Source organism: Candidatus Pelagisphaera phototrophica, assembly GCF_014529625.1.
Taxonomy (GTDB): Bacteria; Verrucomicrobiota; Verrucomicrobiia; order Opitutales; family Opitutaceae; genus Pelagisphaera; species Pelagisphaera phototrophica.
On the sequence record NZ_CP076039.1, the window covers coordinates 3631425 to 3650173 of the forward strand.

Genomic DNA, 18749 nt, shown 5'->3' on the forward strand with positions numbered 1-18749 from the left:
ATATATCCATACCCCAGGTTGAATCAGTAAACAGATGCTATGAGAAATCTCAATTGATTGGAAAAACCCATTCTAACTGTTTCGCATTTTTTTCCAACCTATTAACCTATACTCTCTGCTTAACAAATCTTTTACAAATCCAACACAAAGTGGCCTGGGATTAGCTGATATTTGGTTCTCTTCGATTAGCATAAGCCGAACTGCTTCCGTCATTCGTTTATCACTTATCAATACGTGCTGACCGAGATGTTACTCGAAACTCGATGGAGGCTGGAAACTCTTTGAGAGTCATACGCCAGCACTATCGGGAGCTCGCCAGGGAGGAAGAGGGTAAAGAGTATTTCGAGATTGGATTGGAGGGAACGAAATGAGCGGCGTAAGAAAATCGGACATTCATGAATCAGAGTACAAGTTTGCTCGAATTCTGACTGATCCAGTCGAGATTGATTTGTGCTTACACCATGAGTTGACAAGGGAGAGAATTAAACGCGGTGACGGTTGAATCTTTGGAGCGGTGGTCGAGTGGCCCAAACTGAGTTTGGATTCTGGTTCTGCGTGGATGCTGTATGAACTATTTCAGTCTATCCGCAGGGAGCTGATAAATAGCTACTTGCGATAGGAAATGGTGCCCAGGGGGGGACTCGAACCCCCACACCTCTCGATACCAGATCCTAAATCTGGCGTGTCTACCAATTCCACCACCTAGGCCCGCAAAAATTGAAGATGAAAAGAAGATTCGTAATCATTGTGATGGCAACCTCTTTTTTCCAGGCGATCGCCTTTTCAGCTGAGTAGCGATATACTTGAGTCAGGTTTCCGTTTCACTCCAACCAAAACATCCATCCGTAATGGACTGTCCTGAAACGTGCCCCCCCTCCTGCTTGGAATCTCTGGCTTCCTTCCACCAAATTGCTTTCAAGCATGAATCCGGCAGTCTCAGGATTGCTACTAAGAAACTGATCGGCCACTTTCCGGGCGTTAGCGGCCTATTGACGGTAGTCTTTGCCCGAGTTCGAATGTGAGCAATCAAGCAAGACGGGGCGCTGTGGAATACCGCTTGAAAGAGCAGTATGCGCTTCCTGCACCGATCGACTACCCAAATTCGGTCCGCTCTTTCATCCCCTGATAAAAATGTGAGCGTACGGGTTACCTCCGACGTTTGTGATTGAGGCCTCCCTTATGCGTCATTAGCAAAAAAACTATGGGGACGGTTCGCGGCTTTGATGGCGTTTATTGAGCTCAATGCCTCGCCTGCCAGGTTATTCTTCATTCCAATTGGCATATCCAGACCCGCAGCAAGCTCTCGATGGATTTGGCTCTCGACCGTTAGTGCCCCGATGGAACCATAGGGAAGAAAGTCTTACTGATAAGGTGCCACCATCGGATTGAGAAATTCGGTGGCGCACGGTTGCCCAAGCTCTGCTATGCTAGCAAGAATCGAACGAGCGAAACACAATCCGCCAACCGTGGCCGAACTTCCTTCCAGTTCGGGATCATAAAGAAGTCCTTTCCAGCTAACTATGCTAAGCGGCTTTTCAAAATAGGTCGCATTACCAACAGAATATCTTCGCGGACTTCGCTGACTAATTTGACGATATGCTGAGCATAATCAAATGCTCCGCTCGTATCGCGGATTGAGCAAGGACCACAAACGACGAGTGGACGATGTTCGTCTAGGCCTCTAAGGATGTTCTGAATCTCCGCTCTCGAAGAGGACACGAGATCCTTTATTGTGGCCCGACAAGGGATTTGGTCCCTTAGATCTTGCGGAGAGGGAATCGGTAAGGAGCTCTGTCCTGTTTCCAATTCCATGGGAGTTTGTGGTTCAATGGTATAGGTTGTCATGGCGATACTGGTAGAAACGCAAAAAGCCCTGGATTCTATAAGAACCCAGGGCTTTTTGCTAAAATGGCAGTTTACTTAAATGTGCACGATCAGCCAGCCTCGGGGTCTTTCCAGAAGAAATAAAACCAAAAATAAGCTGGGTTGGCTGCTAGTGCACGCATTGGGGACGCAGAGTACGACGCCGTGTAACCCGCTGTAAATCCAATTCTCCAGAACAACGACACAGTCGTATTTCCACCGAAGCTGCCGCATCATTTCAGCATTAGAGGGAACCCGCTAGTCGATCGCATTTCAACGATTGTATGGCTATTTCGGGGAAATGCCTATTTTCCACTCGCAATCATCGATTCCGATCATTCTCTCAATGGACAAGTCGTAACGTATGCTGGAGAGGATTTCATTGAAACTGATTGGATTACTCAGAGCCCTATTCGCCGTCACCCTTTTCTCAGCGGCAACCGCGAGGACCTACGCTAGTGAGGTGAAGCTGTCTGAGCACTTGCCGGAAAACTCAATCAGTGGTCTTAGAGCACTACTCGAAGCGGCAATGACTGAAGCTGAGAGCATCCAGCTGCGAGACCTTGTCGAGCGGGATTTCGAGGGGCGGAAGATCGTTGCTAAATCTGCCAAGAATCCACAATTACGGACAAATGTTACCTTGCGGAAGGAACAAGACTTCGAAAGGGACGATTCCGAAATCAGCGATCGGCTCCTTTATTCACTCACCCTTTCGAAATCACTCTTCCACTGGGGAGCGCTCGAAGCAAACCGGGCTAAAGGAAACCTCAATCTGGAAATCGAAGAACTGAAAACCTTCGAAGCCTATCGGAAGTTAGCACTGGATATTAGAAAAAAATACCTGGCAATTCTGGTAGCGCAAAAGGATGCTGATCTCGGACAGCGAAACCTCGAACGGGCTCAGGCGCGGGTCGAATTGGAGCGGGAACGCCTAAAGGCCGGAACGGCGTCTACGATTCAAGTCTACAATCTGGAAGTCGCCCTCAACTCAGCCGAGCTCGACCTAATGAAGAAAAAAAACACCCTTGCTGATCAAATTGATCTAATCGCAAGGCTTTCTGGAGTTCCTTCCGAAGAGATTTCATCTGGGCTACTTTCAGAAATTCCGCGGCAAGCCATTTTGAATGCCTCAGAAATCGCCTCTATCGAACAGCTCTTCGATGAACGGTTGAACCAAGGTCTTTCCGTGCAGACCCAAGCCAAATCATTAGAGTTTTCAGAGAAAGATCTGCACATTTCAAATCAGCGTCTTAAACCAAAGATCGGATTGTCGGTCGGTTTAACACAATACGAAATGGATGAAATCGGAAGACGAAGAGCTGAAGAGATCGTATATGCCGGAATCACAATTGGCTGGAGCCTATTCGACGGCAGGGCCACTAGAGGAAACAAAATCTCAGCTATGGCCCGCATAGAACACGTCAAACGTCAACTCGAGTCAGCAAAGTCAACCTACGAGTTCAATCTTCAGCGCACCAAAAAGCTGCTAGACTTGAACGCGCGGATTCTGGAACGGGATGAGGAAGCGCTAAACCAGGCATCAAACTATCTACACGATACGAAGAAGGACTTCGAAACCGGTCGTGCGTCACCCGATGACCTTGAAAAAGTTGAGATCGCATTTGCAACGCAGGAAGTACGAACCAATCGGTCACGGTCCGAATACCACAATGCGCTCGCAAACATTTCCTCACTCCTAGGCTTCGATACATTCGCCCAGAAATTTATCGATCAACGGAGCCAATAACGAAAGAATTTAGTAACTCGAAATGAAAGTTAGCACTGTATTCAAGATTCTGATCCCCGTCGCAGCCCTTCTAGTAATTGGGTTTCTTCTATTCTCACGGTCTATTCCCATTGCGATCGTAACTGAAACCGAGAGAGGCATAGCCGTCAACGCAGTGCCCGGTACCATTAATGTGCTAGCTGAAAAGGAAATGTTCATAAAGGGTGAACATGGGGGTCGCGTCATCAATTCCAACCTCGAAAAGGGAGGAACCGTCACTGCCGGTGAAGTCCTAATCGTCCTGGATACAGGGGATATTGATCTCGAGATAGAAAAAGCGGAGAACGAATTGAGCCGCGCCCAACGCAATCTTGAAATCCAATCTCCCTTGGAGCTTTCTCTCGAGACCCACAAAGATGCACTTGAAGACGTACAGTTCCGGTTTAACAATGGCGGTGTGCGGGAAATGGACCTCAGAAAATACCAACGAGCCGTGGAAAAGGCGGAGGACGATATCGCCCGGGAAAAGTTAACGAACGAAGAAACGCTGCAAAATCTGGAGAACGCGATTAAGAGTCTCAAACGGCAAAAGGAGAAAATGACGATCATCTCGCCGATTGACGGAATTGTCACCGAAGTCCACGCCCATGACGGGGATTTAATCAGCGGTGGCTACCAGGTAGCCAAAGTCGTTTCGCAGACGCGCATAGTGGAAATGAAAGTAAGCGAGGAACATTTTGTTGGCATTGGACCGGGAATGCCTGCCCAAGTTTCTTTCCTGGGAATTGAACTCGAGCAATTCGACGCGAAAGTGGCGAAAATCATTCCGGTTGCCGATCCAAGAACACAGCGATTCACCGTTCATTTAGAAGTAAACATTGAAAGAGAACGCCTCGATCCAGGACTCACGGGAGATGCCGTAATCACTCTCAACGAACACGAAGACGCCCTCCTCATTCCTCGACAGGCAGTCGTTAGAAATGACGTGCTCGTAGTTAAAGATGGAATCGTATCACGAAAAAAAATACAGCTCGGGTACACTAGTGTGACAATGATCGAGGTGCTTGATGGCCTTTCAGATGGAGATCAAGTGATCGTTGAAAACCTGCACCTTTTCGACGATGGAGACCGCGTTAAAGTAGTCCCTAAAAGCTAGGCAGCACGCCTACCACAAAGGAGCCACATACTCGCCTTGGGCGAACAGTTTAGCAATCTCCTCTTTCACGTGAGGCAAGTCTTCGCGGTGAGTCACCCCCAGCCATCGACTGGAGCAATCCAGTATACGGGCCTTCACCTTTCCCGCCTGCAACAGTGAGTCCACCGCAAAAGGCAAATAGAACTCTTCTTGGGTAGCGACATCGTATCGATCTAAGAATGCCTCTAGAAGGTTCTCCAGCGAAGACGTGAACGACGCTGGAAATCCCCAGCAATTAAGCGAAACCCGATCATCACGCCTCAGCGTGATCTCTCGATTCGATCCATTTAGAGCTAAAATCGATCCTGTATTTTCATCACTACGAATCTGGGTGTGCTCTTCCACTGAATCGAGCGTCATCCCATCCGATGAATGGCAGATTCCCCTAGAAACCGTTCCATTCTCAGACAATGTATTCTCAAGCTCGTATCCGACCAATGCGTACTCGTTCGCGGAGTCCTCCAGCTGGCCTAGGAACGAACCCAACGATTGAAAGGCGCTCCTACCATAAAAATCATCTGCATTAATCACGGCAAATGGGGCATCGAGCGCTTGGCGAGCAGAATAAACGGCATGCCCCGTCCCCCAAGGCTTTTCCCGATTCGCCGCCAGCTCTTGTCGACAAGGCAGGTCACTCGCGTTCTGGAAAGCGAACTCCACCTCTACCTGGCCCGCATATCGATCTCGCACCACGCTAAATGCCGACGCCATTTCCTCCCGAATTACGAATACCACCTTTCCAAATCCACTTTCGAGGGCGTCGAAAACGGAAAAATCGAGGATCCACTCACCATTGGGCCCCACTGGTTCGATTTGCTTGAGGCCTCCAAAACGACTTCCCATTCCAGCCGCCAGTACGAGCAATATTGGTTTCATCGATCGCTTGATTGCGTCTCCCGACCTGGTTTGCAAACGATAAATCCCCGCGGCCTACTTTTCACCACTGCCTTACCAAAACCATGCTTGCCACTAGGAAGATAGCCACTTACCTGTGGTGCTTTTAAGGAGGCAATGGAATCAAAGTACTTGGGAAAATCAGTCAAACAACCCATAGAGGAGCTGGACACTTTCCCAGCTCCTGAAGGGATAACACAGGTTAGGATGACCTCTGACGAAGTCACCAGTTCGTGCCCCGTAACAGGACAACCCGATTTCTATACGGTCAGAATCGAGTACTTCCCCCAATCTCTCTGTATCGAATCCAAAAGCCTGAAGCTTTACTTGTGGTCATTCGCTTCGCGTGCCGTTTTTGCCGAGAAGCTAGCAGCGGAAATACGGGATCGAGTCGTCAACGATATTTCCCCAAAAAGCTGCAGCGTTACGACGATTCAGAAATCCCGCGGAGGGATCAGCATAGAAACCATTGCCTCATTTCCCTTTCCCGAATAACCGCTTTCCGGAACGAAAATTGTATGACTATTCTGGATAAGCTCGAACGAAAACTAGGGGCCTACGCGATACCCAATATCGCTATGTACATCGTCATCGGTCAGGTGGCGATCTGGCTACTGGCCATGAGCACGCTAAATCCCGACAAAACGAGCCCGCTTCTCGAACTCATGGTTTTCGATTCCCGGCTGGTCCTGCAAGGTGAGATTTGGCGGGCATTCGCTTTTCCCTTTTTCCCACCCGCGGTCGGAAGCATGCTTTTCCTGTTTTTCGCTTGGTATATTTTCTACATGGTAACCAGCGCGTTAGAAGGTCAATGGGGCGCTTTTCGGCTCAACGTGTACCTAATCGTAGGGGCCTTTCTAGGAATGGCTGTCGGCTTTCTCATGCCAGGCTACCCGATCACCAACTTCATCTGGAGCCAAACAACATTCCTCGCTTTCGCCTACCTATTCCCCGATTTTGAATTTCGCCTTTTCTTCATTCTTCCCGTAAAAGTGAGATGGCTGGGATGGCTCAGTTGGGGGATGCTCCTGATATTCTTCTTTAGTTCTGGGTGGCAGGGCAAAGTATTCATCACCGCCAGCGTATCCAATTACTTCCTGTTTTTCGGGAAAGACATTATGCTAACGCTCAAGTCGAAAAAAAGGGTAGCGGTCATAAAGGCTGAAAAAGAGAAATTCGAAGCAGAACCCTTTCACATTTGCGAACAATGCGGCGCCACTGACAAATCCCATCCGGATCGCGATTTTCGCTACCGGAACGAATCGTGCATTTGCGAAGCGTGCCTATCCGCTGAAAACACAAGTGCTGAACCGGAATCGACCAGCTAAAGAGCTAACGCCACGTTCCCAAGCGGTCGCCCATCTTTGAATACACTTCTATTGACCTGCTCGACTGTGCAACAAGATCATCGGCTAAGTCCACCCGGCCTTTTTCAAAAAAGGTCGCCACACACGAACCTCCAAAGGCGAAATAGCCAAGCTCGCCTCCTTTCGCCACGCTCTCGCCTTTTCCTCTCGTCATATGAATACGGCCCACGCAAGTAGCCCCAATCGCGACGAAAGCGACTAACCCTCGATGTTCCGTTTCAATCAACGTCAGTACGCGCTTGTTCTCCCACAAATAGGACAGTTTCCTGCGAAGTGCGATCGGGCTCACACTGAAAAGCGAGCCCCCAATCAACTTCTGGTTTACCAGTTTTCCAGCGACCGGCGCGTGAAATCGGTGATAGTCGACAGGACAAAGTCTTGAAATCACTGCAGATCCTCGCGAAAAGGTATCCGCTAGCTCATCACTTCCTAGAAATGCGATTAGGTCAAACGCTTGCCCTTTGACATAAACGCTTTCGAGACTTGAGAGGTCTGGAATTGCAATGTGTCGCCCATCCGCAGGAAAGCAAACCGTCTCCTCTCCCCCAGATAGTGGACGGGCCGAAGGTTTTAGCTTTCGGTAGAAGAACTCATTAAAGGTGCCGAAACTTTCCTTCGATTCGACACACTCCTCCATATCTATCCCGTAGTCTTCAATAAACGGCCCCACTTTTGATTGGCTACTGGATCGATCCATTCGCCAACCGTACCAGTTGTTGAACAAGGAACGCTTTACGAGAACATTCAACGCCAGTCGACCGAACGGGTTCTCGTAGGTCCATCTTAAATACGATTCGCCGTATACCGTCTCGGTTTCAATCGCCTGATTGTACCGATTGAAATATCGTATAGGATCCATAAGCGAAACTGGAAATGCTTCAAATACTCCCTGGCGTCCGGGCAAAGGGAATCACATCCCTGATATTGCCCATACCTGTAATAAACATCAGCAGCCTCTCAAACCCAAGCCCAAAGCCCGCGTGAGGCACGCTACCGAAACGCCTTAAATCGACATACCAGCTATAGTCTTCTTCGCTGATACAGTGGTGCTTCATGTTTTCCAAAAGAACATCCAGTCTTTCCTCCCGCTGGCTTCCTCCCACAATCTCGCCTATGCCAGGAACCAGAACGTCCATGGCAGCCACTGTCTTTTCGTCGTCATTAGTCCGCATATAAAACGGCTTAATTTCTTTCGGGTAGTCGTAGACGGTCACTGGGCTTTTAAAATGCTCCTCCGTCAGATACCGCTCATGTTCGGACTGGAGATTAGCCCCCCACTCGGCTGGATACTCCCACTTCTTGCCGGAAGCGTGAAGGATATCAATGGCTTCCGTGTAGGAAACGCGGTGGAAGGGACGCTCAACTACAAATCGAAGGCGCTCTTCCAGCCCCTTGTCCACAAAGTTAAAGAACAACTCCAGATCCGATTGGCAGGTATCCAACACTTCCCGAGTAACCCATTTTACAAAGCTTTCCGCGCAATCCATATCTTGCTGCAAATCGCAAAACGCTATTTCAGGTTCAACCATCCAAAACTCGCTCGCATGACGCGATGTATTCGAATTCTCAGCCCGAAACGTAGGCCCAAACGTGTAGATTTTGCCCAACGATGTCGCGAAGGCCTCCCCTTCAAGTTGACCGCTCACCGTTAGATAGGTTTTCTGGGAGAAGAAATCGTGGGCAAAGTCGATGAGTCCATCCTCCGACCTCGGAGGCTCGTGCATGTCGATCGTTGTGACCTTGAACAGGTCCCCCGCTCCCTCGCAATCGCTCGCGGTTATAACGGGTGTATTCACATAGAAAAACCCGTTTTTCTGGAAATACCGATGAATCGCAAAGGACAGTCGGCTTCGAATCCTGAAAACGGCGCCGAACATGTTCGCTCTCGGTCTGAGGTGGGATATCTCCCGCATGAACTCGAGCGAGTGACGCTTTTTCTGCAATGGGTAGTTTTCAGGCGAGTCTCCCAAAAGCGCAACCTCTTTGGCCATAGCCTCCCATTTCTGCCCCTTCCCCTGAGAAGCGACAAGATTGCCGACTACCGACACTGAGGAACCCGTTCGAATCGTTTTTAGCGTCTCAAACTCGCTGATTTCCCGCGTGACCACGATCTGGAGATTCTTGAGACACGAGCCGTCATTGAGCTCGAGAAAAAAGAAGTCCTTGGAATCGCGCCGCGTACGCACCCAACCTTGAATAAGAACGTTTTCACGTTCGCTTTCGCTTTCGAGCAAAATCGATATTTCAGTCCTCTTATGTGACATAGACAAATCCTAGAGATTTATTGAAAAATATTACCGTACCCGCCTTACCAATACATAGGTTAGAATAATCATGAAAATGTTTGGAGTCCAAGCCGCCACCTCTGGCGACAAAACCCCTTGCTTTCCAAGCGAATTCAAAACACTCGTCATGATGTAGTATCCAAAAAACAGGGCCAAAGACTTGGAAACGCCCACCGCAGGGTTCACGCGGACCCCAGAGACCGCGAACGGAATTGCGAGCCCGGTCACGATCAGACAACTCGCCGCTCCCGCCATAAGGGACTGAAGCCGCACCAGATACTCGAGTATCTTCGGATTCTCATCCAAAGTGAAATTCTCGGTAATCATCTTGAGCTCGAGAAAAGACAGATCCTTTGGTCGTTCACCGAGCAGCAACATCAAACTAGGATCGTCATCCAGCTCCTCGGCTTCCAGCTTTTCGAACGGCAACGTTCTTATCAATTCCGCATCCGCCGCCGCATACCGGCTATCCCGACCATTAAGGAAAATCCAATCACTCTGGTCTTCTCTAAAGAATCCCGTTTCCGCAGAAATCCGCCGCACTTCATGACGATCCTGGTCCATCATGGATACGGTTATCCCAAAGCCCATCTGCTTGTACTCGCTAAACCGATTGACGAACCACATGCGATTCTCTTTTCGGTTATCGAAGGCTAGATTATAAACCAATCCAACCTTTTCCGATCCAACGGTTTCCGCCTGCTGATCCCACTCCAAGGTATCCATCAGTTTCCTCGACGCCTCGACAGACCAGGGAATTAAACTAGCATTCAGATACCAAAGGCCCATTGACAAACCGATTCCGGCAAACCACAAGGTTCGCGTTATCCGCGACACGCTCATTCCCGAAGTGCGGAAGGCAAGGAATTCATTGTTACGATGGAGCAATCCTAGAGCATACAATATGGATACTAGAATTGCGGCCGGGAGAGAAATAGTAAGAAAGCTCGGGGCGAGAACCAGATAGTAAAAGATGATCTGCCCAAAGTCCGCATTGTAATAGAGCAGATCTGAAAAGCTGTCCTGTACCTCGACGATCAACTGCAGACCAAGCATCGCTCCGAGAACGAGCCCAAAGATTTTGAGCCATTCAAAAAGTACGTACCTGTCTACCACCGGAAACATGAATCTAAGGGCGATATAGAGAGTTCAAGACAGCAGTGTCCAGCGTCATGTGCCATCGACGTTTCAGAATGCCGTGGTTCTCTCCAAAAATTGCGATCGAATCTTTTTTCTGGCGTTCAAGTTGCCCCTCCCTAAAACCGTAGGCCAATGAGTTCCTCCCACCCCAAAGAGTCCTGGAATTCGCGCATCGGGATTATCCTAGCCGTCTCCGGAAGCGCCGTTGGACTTGGAAATTTCCTCCGCTTTCCTGGGCTAGCAGCTAAACACGGAGGAGGCGCCTTCATGCTCGCCTATTTTGTTTCCTTTCTCATCATTGGGCTATCCATTTGCTGGGCGGAATGGGCCATGGGCCGAGCCGGCGGACAAAAAGGCCGTAATTCCAGCCCCGGAATTCTAGCCGCCATCACCGGGCAATCGAACTACAAGTACTTTGGCGTGATTGGAGTGCTTATTCCCGTCATGATCTACATGTACTACGTCTACATCGAAGCGTGGTGCCTGGGATACTCGGTCAACTTTCTCGCTGGCAATCTTGACTTCACTAGCGGGGAGGATGCGAGCACGTTTTTTGACGCCTTCGTTGGAGCTGGCGCTGACGGATCTGCCTTTGGCTTTGGGATTAAACAAGTGGGCTGGTTTCTCGTCGCCGTCTTTATCCTCAATTTTATTCTGATTTATCGAGGCTTGTCTCGAGGTATCGAGCTATTCTGCAAGTATGCGATGCCTGCACTCATGATACTCGCTTTTGTCGTTCTCATTCGAGTTCTCACAATTGGAACCCCCGATCCGGCCAATCCCGATCTGAACGTCAACAACGGCCTCGGGTACATGTGGAACCCCTCGAAGACCATCGTCGAATCGCAGAGCAGCGATGGGGCTTGGACCAAGATCAACGAAGTGGTTGGAGATAACGCGATCGCCACCGCCACTGCCCAAGCCGCCGCAGATGAATCGCTGAGAGTTCGGAAGATTTCGCTCACGCAACAACTATTGAACTTTCAGCTCTGGCTGGACGCGGCCGGTCAAATATTCTTTTCGCTCAGTATCGGTTTTGGAGTCATCATCAACTATTCCAGCTATCTCAAGCGAAAGGATGACGTCGTTTTGAGCGGTTTAGCGGCAACTTCCGCAAACGAGTTTTGCGAGGTCGGCTTAGGGGGTCTGATGACCGTGCCGGCAGCCTTCACCTTCCTTGGAATCGCCGGAGCCACGGGCTCGACTTTGGGCCTGGGATTCAATGCCTTGCCCATGGTTTTCGCTTCAATGCCCGCCGGCGCCTTTTTCGGGTTTCTTTTTTTCTTCCTCCTGTTCCTCGCAGCGGTTACAAGCTCCCTTTCTATGCTTCAGCCAGGCATTGCGTTTCTCGAGGAATCCATGGGTATCGATCGGAAAAAGTCCGTGAGCGTCCTCGGAATCATAACCGCCTTAGGCAGCGGATTCGTCGTTTACTTCAGCAAAGACCTCAAGGCCCTCGACACCATAGATTTCTGGGTAGGCACCTTTCTAATCTTCGTTCTCGCGACCATCCAGATCATCATATTCGGGTGGGTAATCGGGATCAAGCAAGGCCTAAAGATGGCGAACCAAGGGGCGCTCTTCAGGGTGCCCCCCATCTACGGAGTTATCATGAAGTACGTCACGCCTACTTTTCTCCTGATTATTTTCGCCCTTTGGACGATCCAAAACGTTTTCGGCTATAATATCCTAACTGGCGAGCAAGACTACTCTTCCTACGTTAATGACTTGTTTATCCAACCGAATGGAGTCGCTCGATTCAGCGTAGTACTCATCATTCTCGTAGCCGCATTCTTCACGATACTTACGGCCATCGCGCCGAAATTCAAACCAAACGATGAAGGAGGGAACGCGAAATGACATTAGGCGGATGGATTATAATGATTGTTTCAGTCGGTTCGGTAACCTGCCTTTTCTCCTGGTGCATCCACAAAGTGCTCACCACTCCTGAAGAGGAAGAAGACAAGATACACGGATTCGAGATCGAGACTCCGGACACGAAAAAGTAAGCAAGCTTGTTACCCGAAACTTCGGGATCTGGTTCTTCACTAACAGAATCAGGCCGATACCCTATTCCAAAAGACTTGATAAAGTGGCGGCTGCCCGATCCAATCTACGGGGATAACCGCAGTGCCGGATAACTGTATTAAACGGGGCTTCCGGTGAGCATCCCCTGCGGCAACCAGTCCTAAAATCGGAACAACCGCCAATCGCAGGATCATTCGTTTTCCCAAAAGCGAAAAATGAACTTGAAGCCGATTGCTGAGTCGGTAACGCATTTAGGTTTTCACCAAGTAATAGACATATTCAAATATGAGCACACCCAACGTAGAAAAACATGAGTTTCAGGCGGAAATCAAACAGCTCCTGGATATCGTCATCCATTCGCTCTACACCGAAAAGGAGATTTTCGTTCGCGAGTTGATATCCAATGCGTCCGACGCTTCCGAAAAGCTCCGTCACCTTAAAATCACCGAGAAGGAGATTTTCGACAAAGACCTCGAGCTTGAAATCAAGATATCCACCGACGACACCGCCAATACCATCACCATTCAGGACTTTGGAATCGGCATGACCAAGGATGAACTGGTCAAAAGCCTCGGTACGATCGCCCATTCGGGCTCCAAGCAATTCCTTGAGGCTCTCAAAGAAGGCGGTAGCAAGAACGACAACCTGATCGGCCAGTTCGGGGTCGGGTTCTACTCTGCATTCATGGTAGCGAATGAGGTCAAAGTCTACTCGCGCTCATGGAAGGAAGGCGAATCGGGTCATGTTTGGACCAGCACGGGAGCCGGCAGCTACGAAGTAGAAGAAGTGGAGGGCCAACGCCGAGGAACCAAAATCGTCCTTTCATTAAAAGATGATGACAAGAGCTTCGCCAAAGATGAAACCATCAAAGAGATTATAAAGCGGTACTCTAGCTTTGTCCAGTTTCCGATCAAACTGAATGATGAAAAGGTCAACACGATCGACGCCCTCTGGCTGCGCGGCAAATCGGGAATCAAGGACGAAGAGTACACTGAGTTCTACAAATTCCAGGCAAACGCATGGGATGAGCCGCGATATCGACTCCATTTTAGCGCCGACGCTCCTCTCGCGATCAAAGCCTTGCTTTTCGTTCCGAAAGAAAATCCAGAACGGGCAGGATTCGGTCGCATTGATCCCGCAGTGGCCCTTTATTGCCGCAAGGTTCTCATCGACTCGAAACCCACCGAGCTTCTACCTGAGTGGATGCGCTTCACCAAGGGAGTCGTCGATAGCGAAGACCTTCCGTTGAATATCTCCCGCGAGACCATGCAGGATCGTTCGCTCATCCAGAAGCTGGGGCGGGTGATCACCAAGCGTTTCCTGAAATTCCTGAGCGAGGAAGCCAAGAAACGGCCCGACGAGTACCAGGAGTTCTTCGATAAGTTCGGTTTCTTTCTGAAGGAGGGTGTGGCAATCGACATGACCTACAAGGACGAGCTGGCCAAGCTTCTCTACTTCGAATCTTCCGCTCAGGAAAAAGGGAAGAAGACATCCCTAGCCGACTATATTTCACGGATGAAGGAGGAGCAGAAAGAGATCTACTACATTACCGGCCAGAACCGCGAGTCGATCGAAAGCGGTCCCTATTTAGAGGGCTTCAAGGCGCGGGGAATAGAAGTGCTGTTTCTCTACGAACCCGTCGACGAATACGTCATGAACAACCTTCGCGAATACGAAGAGAAGACTCTCGTATCGGCCGATCAGGGTGACCTCAAACTGGACGATGTTCCTCAATCCTCCGAGGAAAGCCTAAGCGAAGATGAGGGCAATGCTCTCTGCTCCTGGCTCAAAGAGACCATTGGCGAACGCGTTAAGGAGGTGAAGATTTCGGAAAGACTCGTAGACAGCCCCGCAATGGCGCTAACCCCAGACGCCATGTCTTCGCAAATGCGTCGTATGATGCAGCAAATGGGACAGCCAGGGATGCCCACTGAGGTGCTATTCGAAATTAACCCGAGGCATGCGCTAATGAAAAACTTGAATAGGCAGCGTGAGACGAATTCTGATTTGGCGAAATTGATCGCACTGCAAGCGTTTGACAACTCCATGGTCGCCGCAGGGCTTTTGGAAGACCCGAAGGATATGGTCTCACGAATGTACGACATCCTATCTCAGGCGTCCGAGACTAAATAGTTCCTCTAGGTTTGTGGAACCTCGCTTGTTGGGCCGCGGCCTATTGAGCGAGAGCGCCTTTCTTGAAAAGCACGGTCGCCAAGGCGCCTCCGATCGCCCCGCCGATCCCGGATGCGAGAATCACGGTGAAAATCTGCTGAACAAAGGTACCAATGCCAAAAGACTGCTCTCTGAGGAGCTCGATTGATTCGAGCAACCGATCCCCCGAGGGAGGCGGTGCAGACTCCGCCAGCCCCGTTAAAAAGGAGACATACCATTCGAATCCAATTCGATAGTCGAAAGCTAGCCAAACCAGATCGTAAACGACCGTCGAAGCCACAAATCCCAGTAGGCAAGCCAGCATCGCAATCTTCATTCCGTACTTAAGCTCCAGCCTGACTTTGTATTTGATGACGAATGTGGTTGTCGCGACGAAACCTCCCAACGCCAGGGGCAGGCAGCAGAGGGCGTACGACATGGGAAAGACCGTTAGCACGAAAGCAACCGCTCCACCGGCTACAAGGCCTGGCTTCATCGGACAATCGTCTAAATTCACAATATCGGGTTCGTCAGACATATCGCGATCATTTCAATCAACCCCTTTCGGGCAAGCGCATAGATGCCGCTTTCTCTTCTTTTCGATCCATTCGATAAGGAGATCGCAGCAAAACGAATAGGACCAGAGACATCCCTAGAAGCAGTCCCAGCAAGGCACGTGTCCAAATCGCGTTCTGGTATAACCCAAACCATTCAAACCCAAAGTCGAGAAGGTTAGCGATGGCGCTAACCCCCAAGATCATTCCCATCCAAGGGTTCAAGGTGAGTGCTTTCTTCGTTTGCAAGCAGACAATAGCGCAACCTCCCGTAATGCCAAAGTAAATACCAAAGCAACGGGAGCAAACCGCCAGATGTGACGCGCCGAAGACAAAGCACCTTTCACTTTTCTGGTGGCACAAATGAGAAAAGAGCGAATGCCCAAACTCCCATCCGTTCCACGCAATCAGAAACAAGGCGGCCAGAAGCATACTCCCAAGTATTGTCCCGTGAATCGCAAGCCTTCTCAGTGATCTCGTCAAAACAGCATGCTCTCCCCTATCCCCACGCATAAATCTCAGCCTCCCACTCGCATGGGGCGGCCTTCCCGATAGGAGCACTCTGCCAGATCCGATAGCACAAAACTCATTCGAACGTCCGCGTAAGTAATCGGCAGCGGGATTCCCTCAACGACACACTTTCGAAAAGTTTCCAGTTCGCGCTGATAGGCTTCCCGGTATCGTGAGGGAAATGAAAACTCGATCGGGGGTCTCGAAACCCCGGCTTCCGATGAAAGTACGGTAGATCGAGGATAACGGTTCTCCGACTGCAACATGCCCTTTTCTCCGAACGCTTCAATTCGTTGGTCGTAGCCATAGGAGGCAAACCGGTTAACGTCGATGCTCGCCAGCAGGCCACTGGCAAACCGCAGACTCACAAGCACATTATCCAAATCGTCAAACGCCTGAATTTCAGGTATGAAATTGCTGCCAACCGAGTAGACTTCTATCGGATCTTCCTGGGAGATAAAACGTATCATGTCCAAGTCATGAACAATGCAGTCGTGAAAGATCCCGTGCGACGTTTTGATGTAGTCCATACTCGGCAGCGGCGAGTCCCTAGACGTGATCCGAACCAACTGGGGAGCTCCGATCTCCCCACCGCGCACACTTTGCGCGAGATTGGAATGGGACGGATCGAATCTCCGGTTAAAACCAACAAACAAAGGGAGGCTCTTTTCTCGGGCCAGTTGGAAACACTTGTCGATTTCCTCAAGGCCATTGCCCAGGGGCTTTTCGGTGAAAACCGCTTTACCCGCATTTAGTGAGGCCATAATCTGACCAAAATGCTCACCCGTTGGAGTCGCTATAATAGCCGCGTCAATGCCAGCATTCGAAAGCGGTTCATCCACCGAACGACCGTATTCGCATCCAAACTCATTCGCGACTGCCTTCGCCTTTTCCAAATCGGTATCCACAACATGAATCAGCGAAACGCCCGGATTGGACCGTATGCTTTCCAATTGAAATTTACCCGCTCGTCCCAGACCGAAGAGAGCGACTCGAAGTTGATTTTTAAGTGTCATCTAAATAACGGGATAATTTCCAAGTGTGGGCTATTGGTTAAGTTAATGGTTTTAGAAACCGGCAATTGAGTACGAAACCAGGTTCGCTGCTTTTTCGCCAATCGTTGCGTATCAACAACAATGTTACTGGCGAGATTCTCAAATTCAATTTCTCCATCTATGTAGGCGAGCGTTTCGCGATACCCTATAGATCCCGCTCCGCTTGGATTCGATTCAAATCCCTCTCCTCTCAGTCTTTTCACTTCTTCCACGAGACCCTCTTTGAGCATCGCCGCAACGCGTTCTTCTATCCTAACATCCAATTCTTCCCGATCGCGATCGAGCACAACCAGCTTTTTCGACATTTCCGTAAGCGGATTCTTCTGACTCAAAAGTTCCGTCTTCAATTGCCTCATCGACTTACCCGTTTCCATGCAGCGCTCCAATGCCTTCAAAACACGTCTCGGGTTTTGAATGTCCAATTCACCTTCACACTCCGGATCCAGTGATCTTAGGATCTCTACCATCTTCTCCAGGCCACCCGCTTGTTCTAGGCTTCGTACTGCTTCCTTCGTTTTAGTTGAAACCCGGACTGAGTCCAAGACCGGGAAAAAAAAAGCCTTGAGATAGAATCCGCTCCCACCTGTCACCAAGACCTTCTTCCCGCGTACCCGTATGTCCTCCACCGCGGCGATTGCGAGAGGCAGGAACGCAGCAATGTCCATCCGTTCGTGTGGTTCACAGATATCGATCAAGTGATGAGGCACACGCGCCCGCTCAGCGGCGGTTGGTTTGGCAGTCCCGATATCCATCCCCTTGTAAAACAGTAGCGAGTCACAGGACACGATTTCCGCATCATTTGACTCAGCCCATTCGAGAGCCCATTCCGTCTTACCCACCGCAGTACAGCCTGTCAGAACGAATAGAGATTCGTTTGAATCAGTCATAACATCCTACTGGAGAAAAGGGTTGCTCATTCCCGATCACTTCCATGGAAGTAGAGCTTTCTAGGATTGTTACGATCATGCGAATACTTCCAATTTTTCTCGCCAGACCTTCTTCGCGCAAATCAATTGTCATCGTGCTTGGGTCACCCATTCTCAAACGCAATCTATGAAGAGAGCTCCCCGAATTTACAAGACCATCTTCATCTCCGACCTACACCTCGGCACGGAGAATTCCAAGGTCAAGGAAGTGATGCATTTTCTGCGGAACACACGCTGCGAGAGACTGGTGCTCAACGGCGATATCATCGACGGCTGGCAACTCAACCGGGGAAGCCTTTGGACCTCAGAACACACCAAGTTCCTCCGCTTTATCCTCAAGCGCATTGAGAAGAAGACGCTCGATGTAATATACCTTCGAGGAAATCACGACGACATCCTCGGCCGATTTCTTCCAATGCAGTTTGGGTCTCTCTCGATCGTGGAAGACTTTGTCCACGAGTCCAAATCCGGGAGATACTTAGTCCTTCACGGTGATGTCTTCGATACCATTACCAAAAATTTCGTCTTTCTCGCTCATTTGGGAGATTGGGGATACAAGTTCCTCATGTCATTGAACCGCTGGTACAACAAGTATAGAGCGTGGCGAGGAAAGGAGTACTATTCGCTCAGCAAGGCGATCAAAGCCAAAGTAAAAGCCGCAGTCAACTTCGTCTCAAGCTTCGAAGAGAAGATTACCAAACTAGCCCGAGCCAAAGAATGCACAGGCGTCATTTGCGGGCACATCCATACTCCCGACAACAAGAAGATCGGAGGACTTCACTACTTGAATTCCGGCGACTGGGTCGAATCGTTGTCCGCTATCGTCGAGCACTCTAATGGCAGGATGCAACTCGTCTACTTTCGCGACTTTGTCTCGGATTATCCCATGAAGCAGGATACCGCAGATCTTGAATCGAAGAATACGGATGAACTCGATTTGAGCCAGATTGGAATATTCGCCAGCCGGTAAGCCTTAGCATACCCCTCGCGTTGAACAACTTCGGAACTAGAGTATACTACTTAACAGTATGTTGACAAATAATCGACCCCTTTCA

Annotated in this window: 16 protein-coding genes, 1 tRNA gene and 1 pseudogene; 8 read left to right on the forward strand and 10 right to left on the reverse strand. The window is 49.8% G+C overall.

Annotation, left to right across the window (positions count from 1 at the left end; genetic code table 11):
• Positions 1–623: 623 nt before the first annotated feature.
• Both GA004_RS15695 and GA004_RS18285 read right to left on the reverse strand, forming a co-directional pair.
• Positions 624–708 (reverse strand) — tRNA-Leu (locus GA004_RS15695).
• 469 nt (positions 709–1177) lie between these two features.
• Positions 1178–1845 (reverse strand): annotated as a pseudogene (locus GA004_RS18285) (3-deoxy-7-phosphoheptulonate synthase).
• Between the two features lie 382 nt (positions 1846–2227).
• Here GA004_RS18285 and GA004_RS15705 point away from each other — a divergent pair.
• Both GA004_RS15705 and GA004_RS15710 read left to right on the forward strand, forming a co-directional pair.
• Positions 2228–3610, forward strand: coding sequence for a TolC family protein (locus GA004_RS15705; RefSeq protein ID WP_283394826.1), 1383 nt, complete (start codon positions 2228–2230; stop codon positions 3608–3610).
• Between the two features lie 22 nt (positions 3611–3632).
• Positions 3633–4745 (forward strand): efflux RND transporter periplasmic adaptor subunit, encoded by a 1113-nt coding sequence (locus GA004_RS15710; RefSeq protein ID WP_283394827.1) that lies wholly within the window; start codon positions 3633–3635, stop codon positions 4743–4745.
• A gap of 9 nt (positions 4746–4754) precedes the next feature.
• On the opposite strand, the gene GA004_RS15715 is transcribed toward GA004_RS15710, so the two are convergent.
• Positions 4755–5660 carry a nucleotidyltransferase family protein gene (locus GA004_RS15715; RefSeq protein WP_283394828.1) on the reverse strand — a complete coding sequence of 302 codons (906 nt, stop codon included), beginning with the start codon at positions 5658–5660 and terminating at the stop codon, positions 4755–4757.
• A gap of 135 nt (positions 5661–5795) precedes the next feature.
• Between GA004_RS15715 and queF the strand changes: the two genes are divergently transcribed.
• Positions 5796–6173, forward strand: a complete 378-nt coding sequence (gene queF / locus GA004_RS15720; RefSeq protein WP_283394829.1) for a preQ(1) synthase — start codon at positions 5796–5798, stop codon at positions 6171–6173.
• A 23-nt stretch (positions 6174–6196) separates the two neighbouring features.
• A complete protein-coding gene (locus tag GA004_RS15725; RefSeq protein ID WP_283394830.1) occupies positions 6197–7006 on the forward strand; it encodes a hypothetical protein in 810 nt (269 codons plus the stop codon).
• 4 nt (positions 7007–7010) lie between these two features.
• Here GA004_RS15725 and asd read toward each other — a convergent pair whose 3' ends face one another.
• The 3 genes from asd to GA004_RS15740 are packed head-to-tail and all read right to left on the reverse strand — an operon-like array spanning position 7011 to position 10455.
• Positions 7011–7904 carry an archaetidylserine decarboxylase gene (gene asd, locus GA004_RS15730; RefSeq protein WP_283394831.1) on the reverse strand — a complete coding sequence of 298 codons (894 nt, stop codon included), beginning with the start codon at positions 7902–7904 and terminating at the stop codon, positions 7011–7013.
• A gap of 19 nt (positions 7905–7923) precedes the next feature.
• Positions 7924–9309 carry an asparagine--tRNA ligase gene (gene asnS / locus GA004_RS15735; RefSeq protein ID WP_283394832.1) on the reverse strand — a complete coding sequence of 462 codons (1386 nt, stop codon included), beginning with the start codon at positions 9307–9309 and terminating at the stop codon, positions 7924–7926.
• A 30-nt stretch (positions 9310–9339) separates the two neighbouring features.
• Positions 9340–10455 (reverse strand): LptF/LptG family permease, encoded by a 1116-nt coding sequence (locus GA004_RS15740; RefSeq protein ID WP_283394833.1) that lies wholly within the window; start codon positions 10453–10455, stop codon positions 9340–9342.
• 147 nt (positions 10456–10602) lie between these two features.
• On the opposite strand from GA004_RS15740, the gene GA004_RS15745 reads away from it, so the two are divergent.
• The 3 genes from GA004_RS15745 (at position 10603) to htpG (ending at position 14631) form a co-directional block, all read left to right on the forward strand.
• Positions 10603–12330: an SLC5/6 family protein gene (locus GA004_RS15745; RefSeq protein WP_283394834.1), complete on the forward strand. Its 1728-nt coding sequence runs from the start codon at positions 10603–10605 to the stop codon at positions 12328–12330.
• On the forward strand, positions 12327–12479 hold the full coding sequence (locus GA004_RS15750) for a hypothetical protein (RefSeq protein ID WP_283394835.1): 153 nt from the start codon (positions 12327–12329) through the stop codon (positions 12477–12479). The genes GA004_RS15745 and GA004_RS15750 overlap by 4 nt, the downstream gene beginning before the upstream one ends.
• Before the next feature lie 304 nt (positions 12480–12783).
• Positions 12784–14631, forward strand: a complete 1848-nt coding sequence (htpG, locus tag GA004_RS15755) for a molecular chaperone HtpG (protein ID WP_283394836.1) — start codon at positions 12784–12786, stop codon at positions 14629–14631.
• A 40-nt stretch (positions 14632–14671) separates the two neighbouring features.
• Here the strand turns inward: htpG and GA004_RS15760 are convergent, their stop codons facing one another.
• From GA004_RS15760 to miaA, 4 genes are read right to left on the reverse strand one after another with little or no spacing between them, the layout of a single operon-like run.
• Positions 14672–15187: a hypothetical protein gene (locus GA004_RS15760; protein WP_283394837.1), complete on the reverse strand. Its 516-nt coding sequence runs from the start codon at positions 15185–15187 to the stop codon at positions 14672–14674.
• Between the two features lie 16 nt (positions 15188–15203).
• The gene (locus tag GA004_RS15765; protein WP_283394838.1) at positions 15204–15716 is read right to left on the reverse strand and encodes a DUF2085 domain-containing protein; all 513 of its coding nucleotides are present in this window, start codon (positions 15714–15716) and stop codon (positions 15204–15206) included.
• Between the two features lie 5 nt (positions 15717–15721).
• Positions 15722–16729: a Gfo/Idh/MocA family oxidoreductase gene (locus GA004_RS15770; RefSeq protein WP_283394839.1), complete on the reverse strand. Its 1008-nt coding sequence runs from the start codon at positions 16727–16729 to the stop codon at positions 15722–15724.
• On the reverse strand, positions 16726–17655 hold the full coding sequence (miaA, locus tag GA004_RS15775; RefSeq protein ID WP_283394840.1) for a tRNA (adenosine(37)-N6)-dimethylallyltransferase MiaA: 930 nt from the start codon (positions 17653–17655) through the stop codon (positions 16726–16728). The genes GA004_RS15770 and miaA overlap by 4 nt, the downstream gene beginning before the upstream one ends.
• Before the next feature lie 166 nt (positions 17656–17821).
• Here miaA and GA004_RS15780 point away from each other — a divergent pair, with 166 nt between their 5' ends.
• Positions 17822–18664 (forward strand): UDP-2,3-diacylglucosamine diphosphatase, encoded by an 843-nt coding sequence (locus GA004_RS15780; RefSeq protein WP_283394841.1) that lies wholly within the window; start codon positions 17822–17824, stop codon positions 18662–18664.
• Positions 18665–18749 lie beyond the last annotated feature (85 nt).

Coding starts and splice junctions, on each gene's coding strand:
- GA004_RS15705 (WP_283394826.1), top strand. CDS start 2,228: ATGCTGGAGAGGATTTCATTGAAACTGATTGGATTACTCAGAGCCCTA.
- GA004_RS15710 (WP_283394827.1), top strand. CDS start 3,633: ATGAAAGTTAGCACTGTATTCAAGATTCTGATCCCCGTCGCAGCCCTT.
- GA004_RS15715 (WP_283394828.1), bottom strand. CDS start 5,660: ATGAAACCAATATTGCTCGTACTGGCGGCTGGAATGGGAAGTCGTTTT.
- queF (WP_283394829.1), top strand. CDS start 5,796: ATGGAATCAAAGTACTTGGGAAAATCAGTCAAACAACCCATAGAGGAG.
- GA004_RS15725 (WP_283394830.1), top strand. CDS start 6,197: ATGACTATTCTGGATAAGCTCGAACGAAAACTAGGGGCCTACGCGATA.
- asd (WP_283394831.1), bottom strand. CDS start 7,904: ATGGATCCTATACGATATTTCAATCGGTACAATCAGGCGATTGAAACC.
- asnS (WP_283394832.1), bottom strand. CDS start 9,309: ATGTCACATAAGAGGACTGAAATATCGATTTTGCTCGAAAGCGAAAGC.
- GA004_RS15740 (WP_283394833.1), bottom strand. CDS start 10,455: ATGTTTCCGGTGGTAGACAGGTACGTACTTTTTGAATGGCTCAAAATC.
- GA004_RS15745 (WP_283394834.1), top strand. CDS start 10,603: ATGAGTTCCTCCCACCCCAAAGAGTCCTGGAATTCGCGCATCGGGATT.
- GA004_RS15750 (WP_283394835.1), top strand. CDS start 12,327: ATGACATTAGGCGGATGGATTATAATGATTGTTTCAGTCGGTTCGGTA.
- htpG (WP_283394836.1), top strand. CDS start 12,784: ATGAGCACACCCAACGTAGAAAAACATGAGTTTCAGGCGGAAATCAAA.
- GA004_RS15760 (WP_283394837.1), bottom strand. CDS start 15,187: ATGTCTGACGAACCCGATATTGTGAATTTAGACGATTGTCCGATGAAG.
- GA004_RS15765 (WP_283394838.1), bottom strand. CDS start 15,716: ATGCGTGGGGATAGGGGAGAGCATGCTGTTTTGACGAGATCACTGAGA.
- GA004_RS15770 (WP_283394839.1), bottom strand. CDS start 16,729: ATGACACTTAAAAATCAACTTCGAGTCGCTCTCTTCGGTCTGGGACGA.
- miaA (WP_283394840.1), bottom strand. CDS start 17,655: ATGACTGATTCAAACGAATCTCTATTCGTTCTGACAGGCTGTACTGCG.
- GA004_RS15780 (WP_283394841.1), top strand. CDS start 17,822: ATGAAGAGAGCTCCCCGAATTTACAAGACCATCTTCATCTCCGACCTA.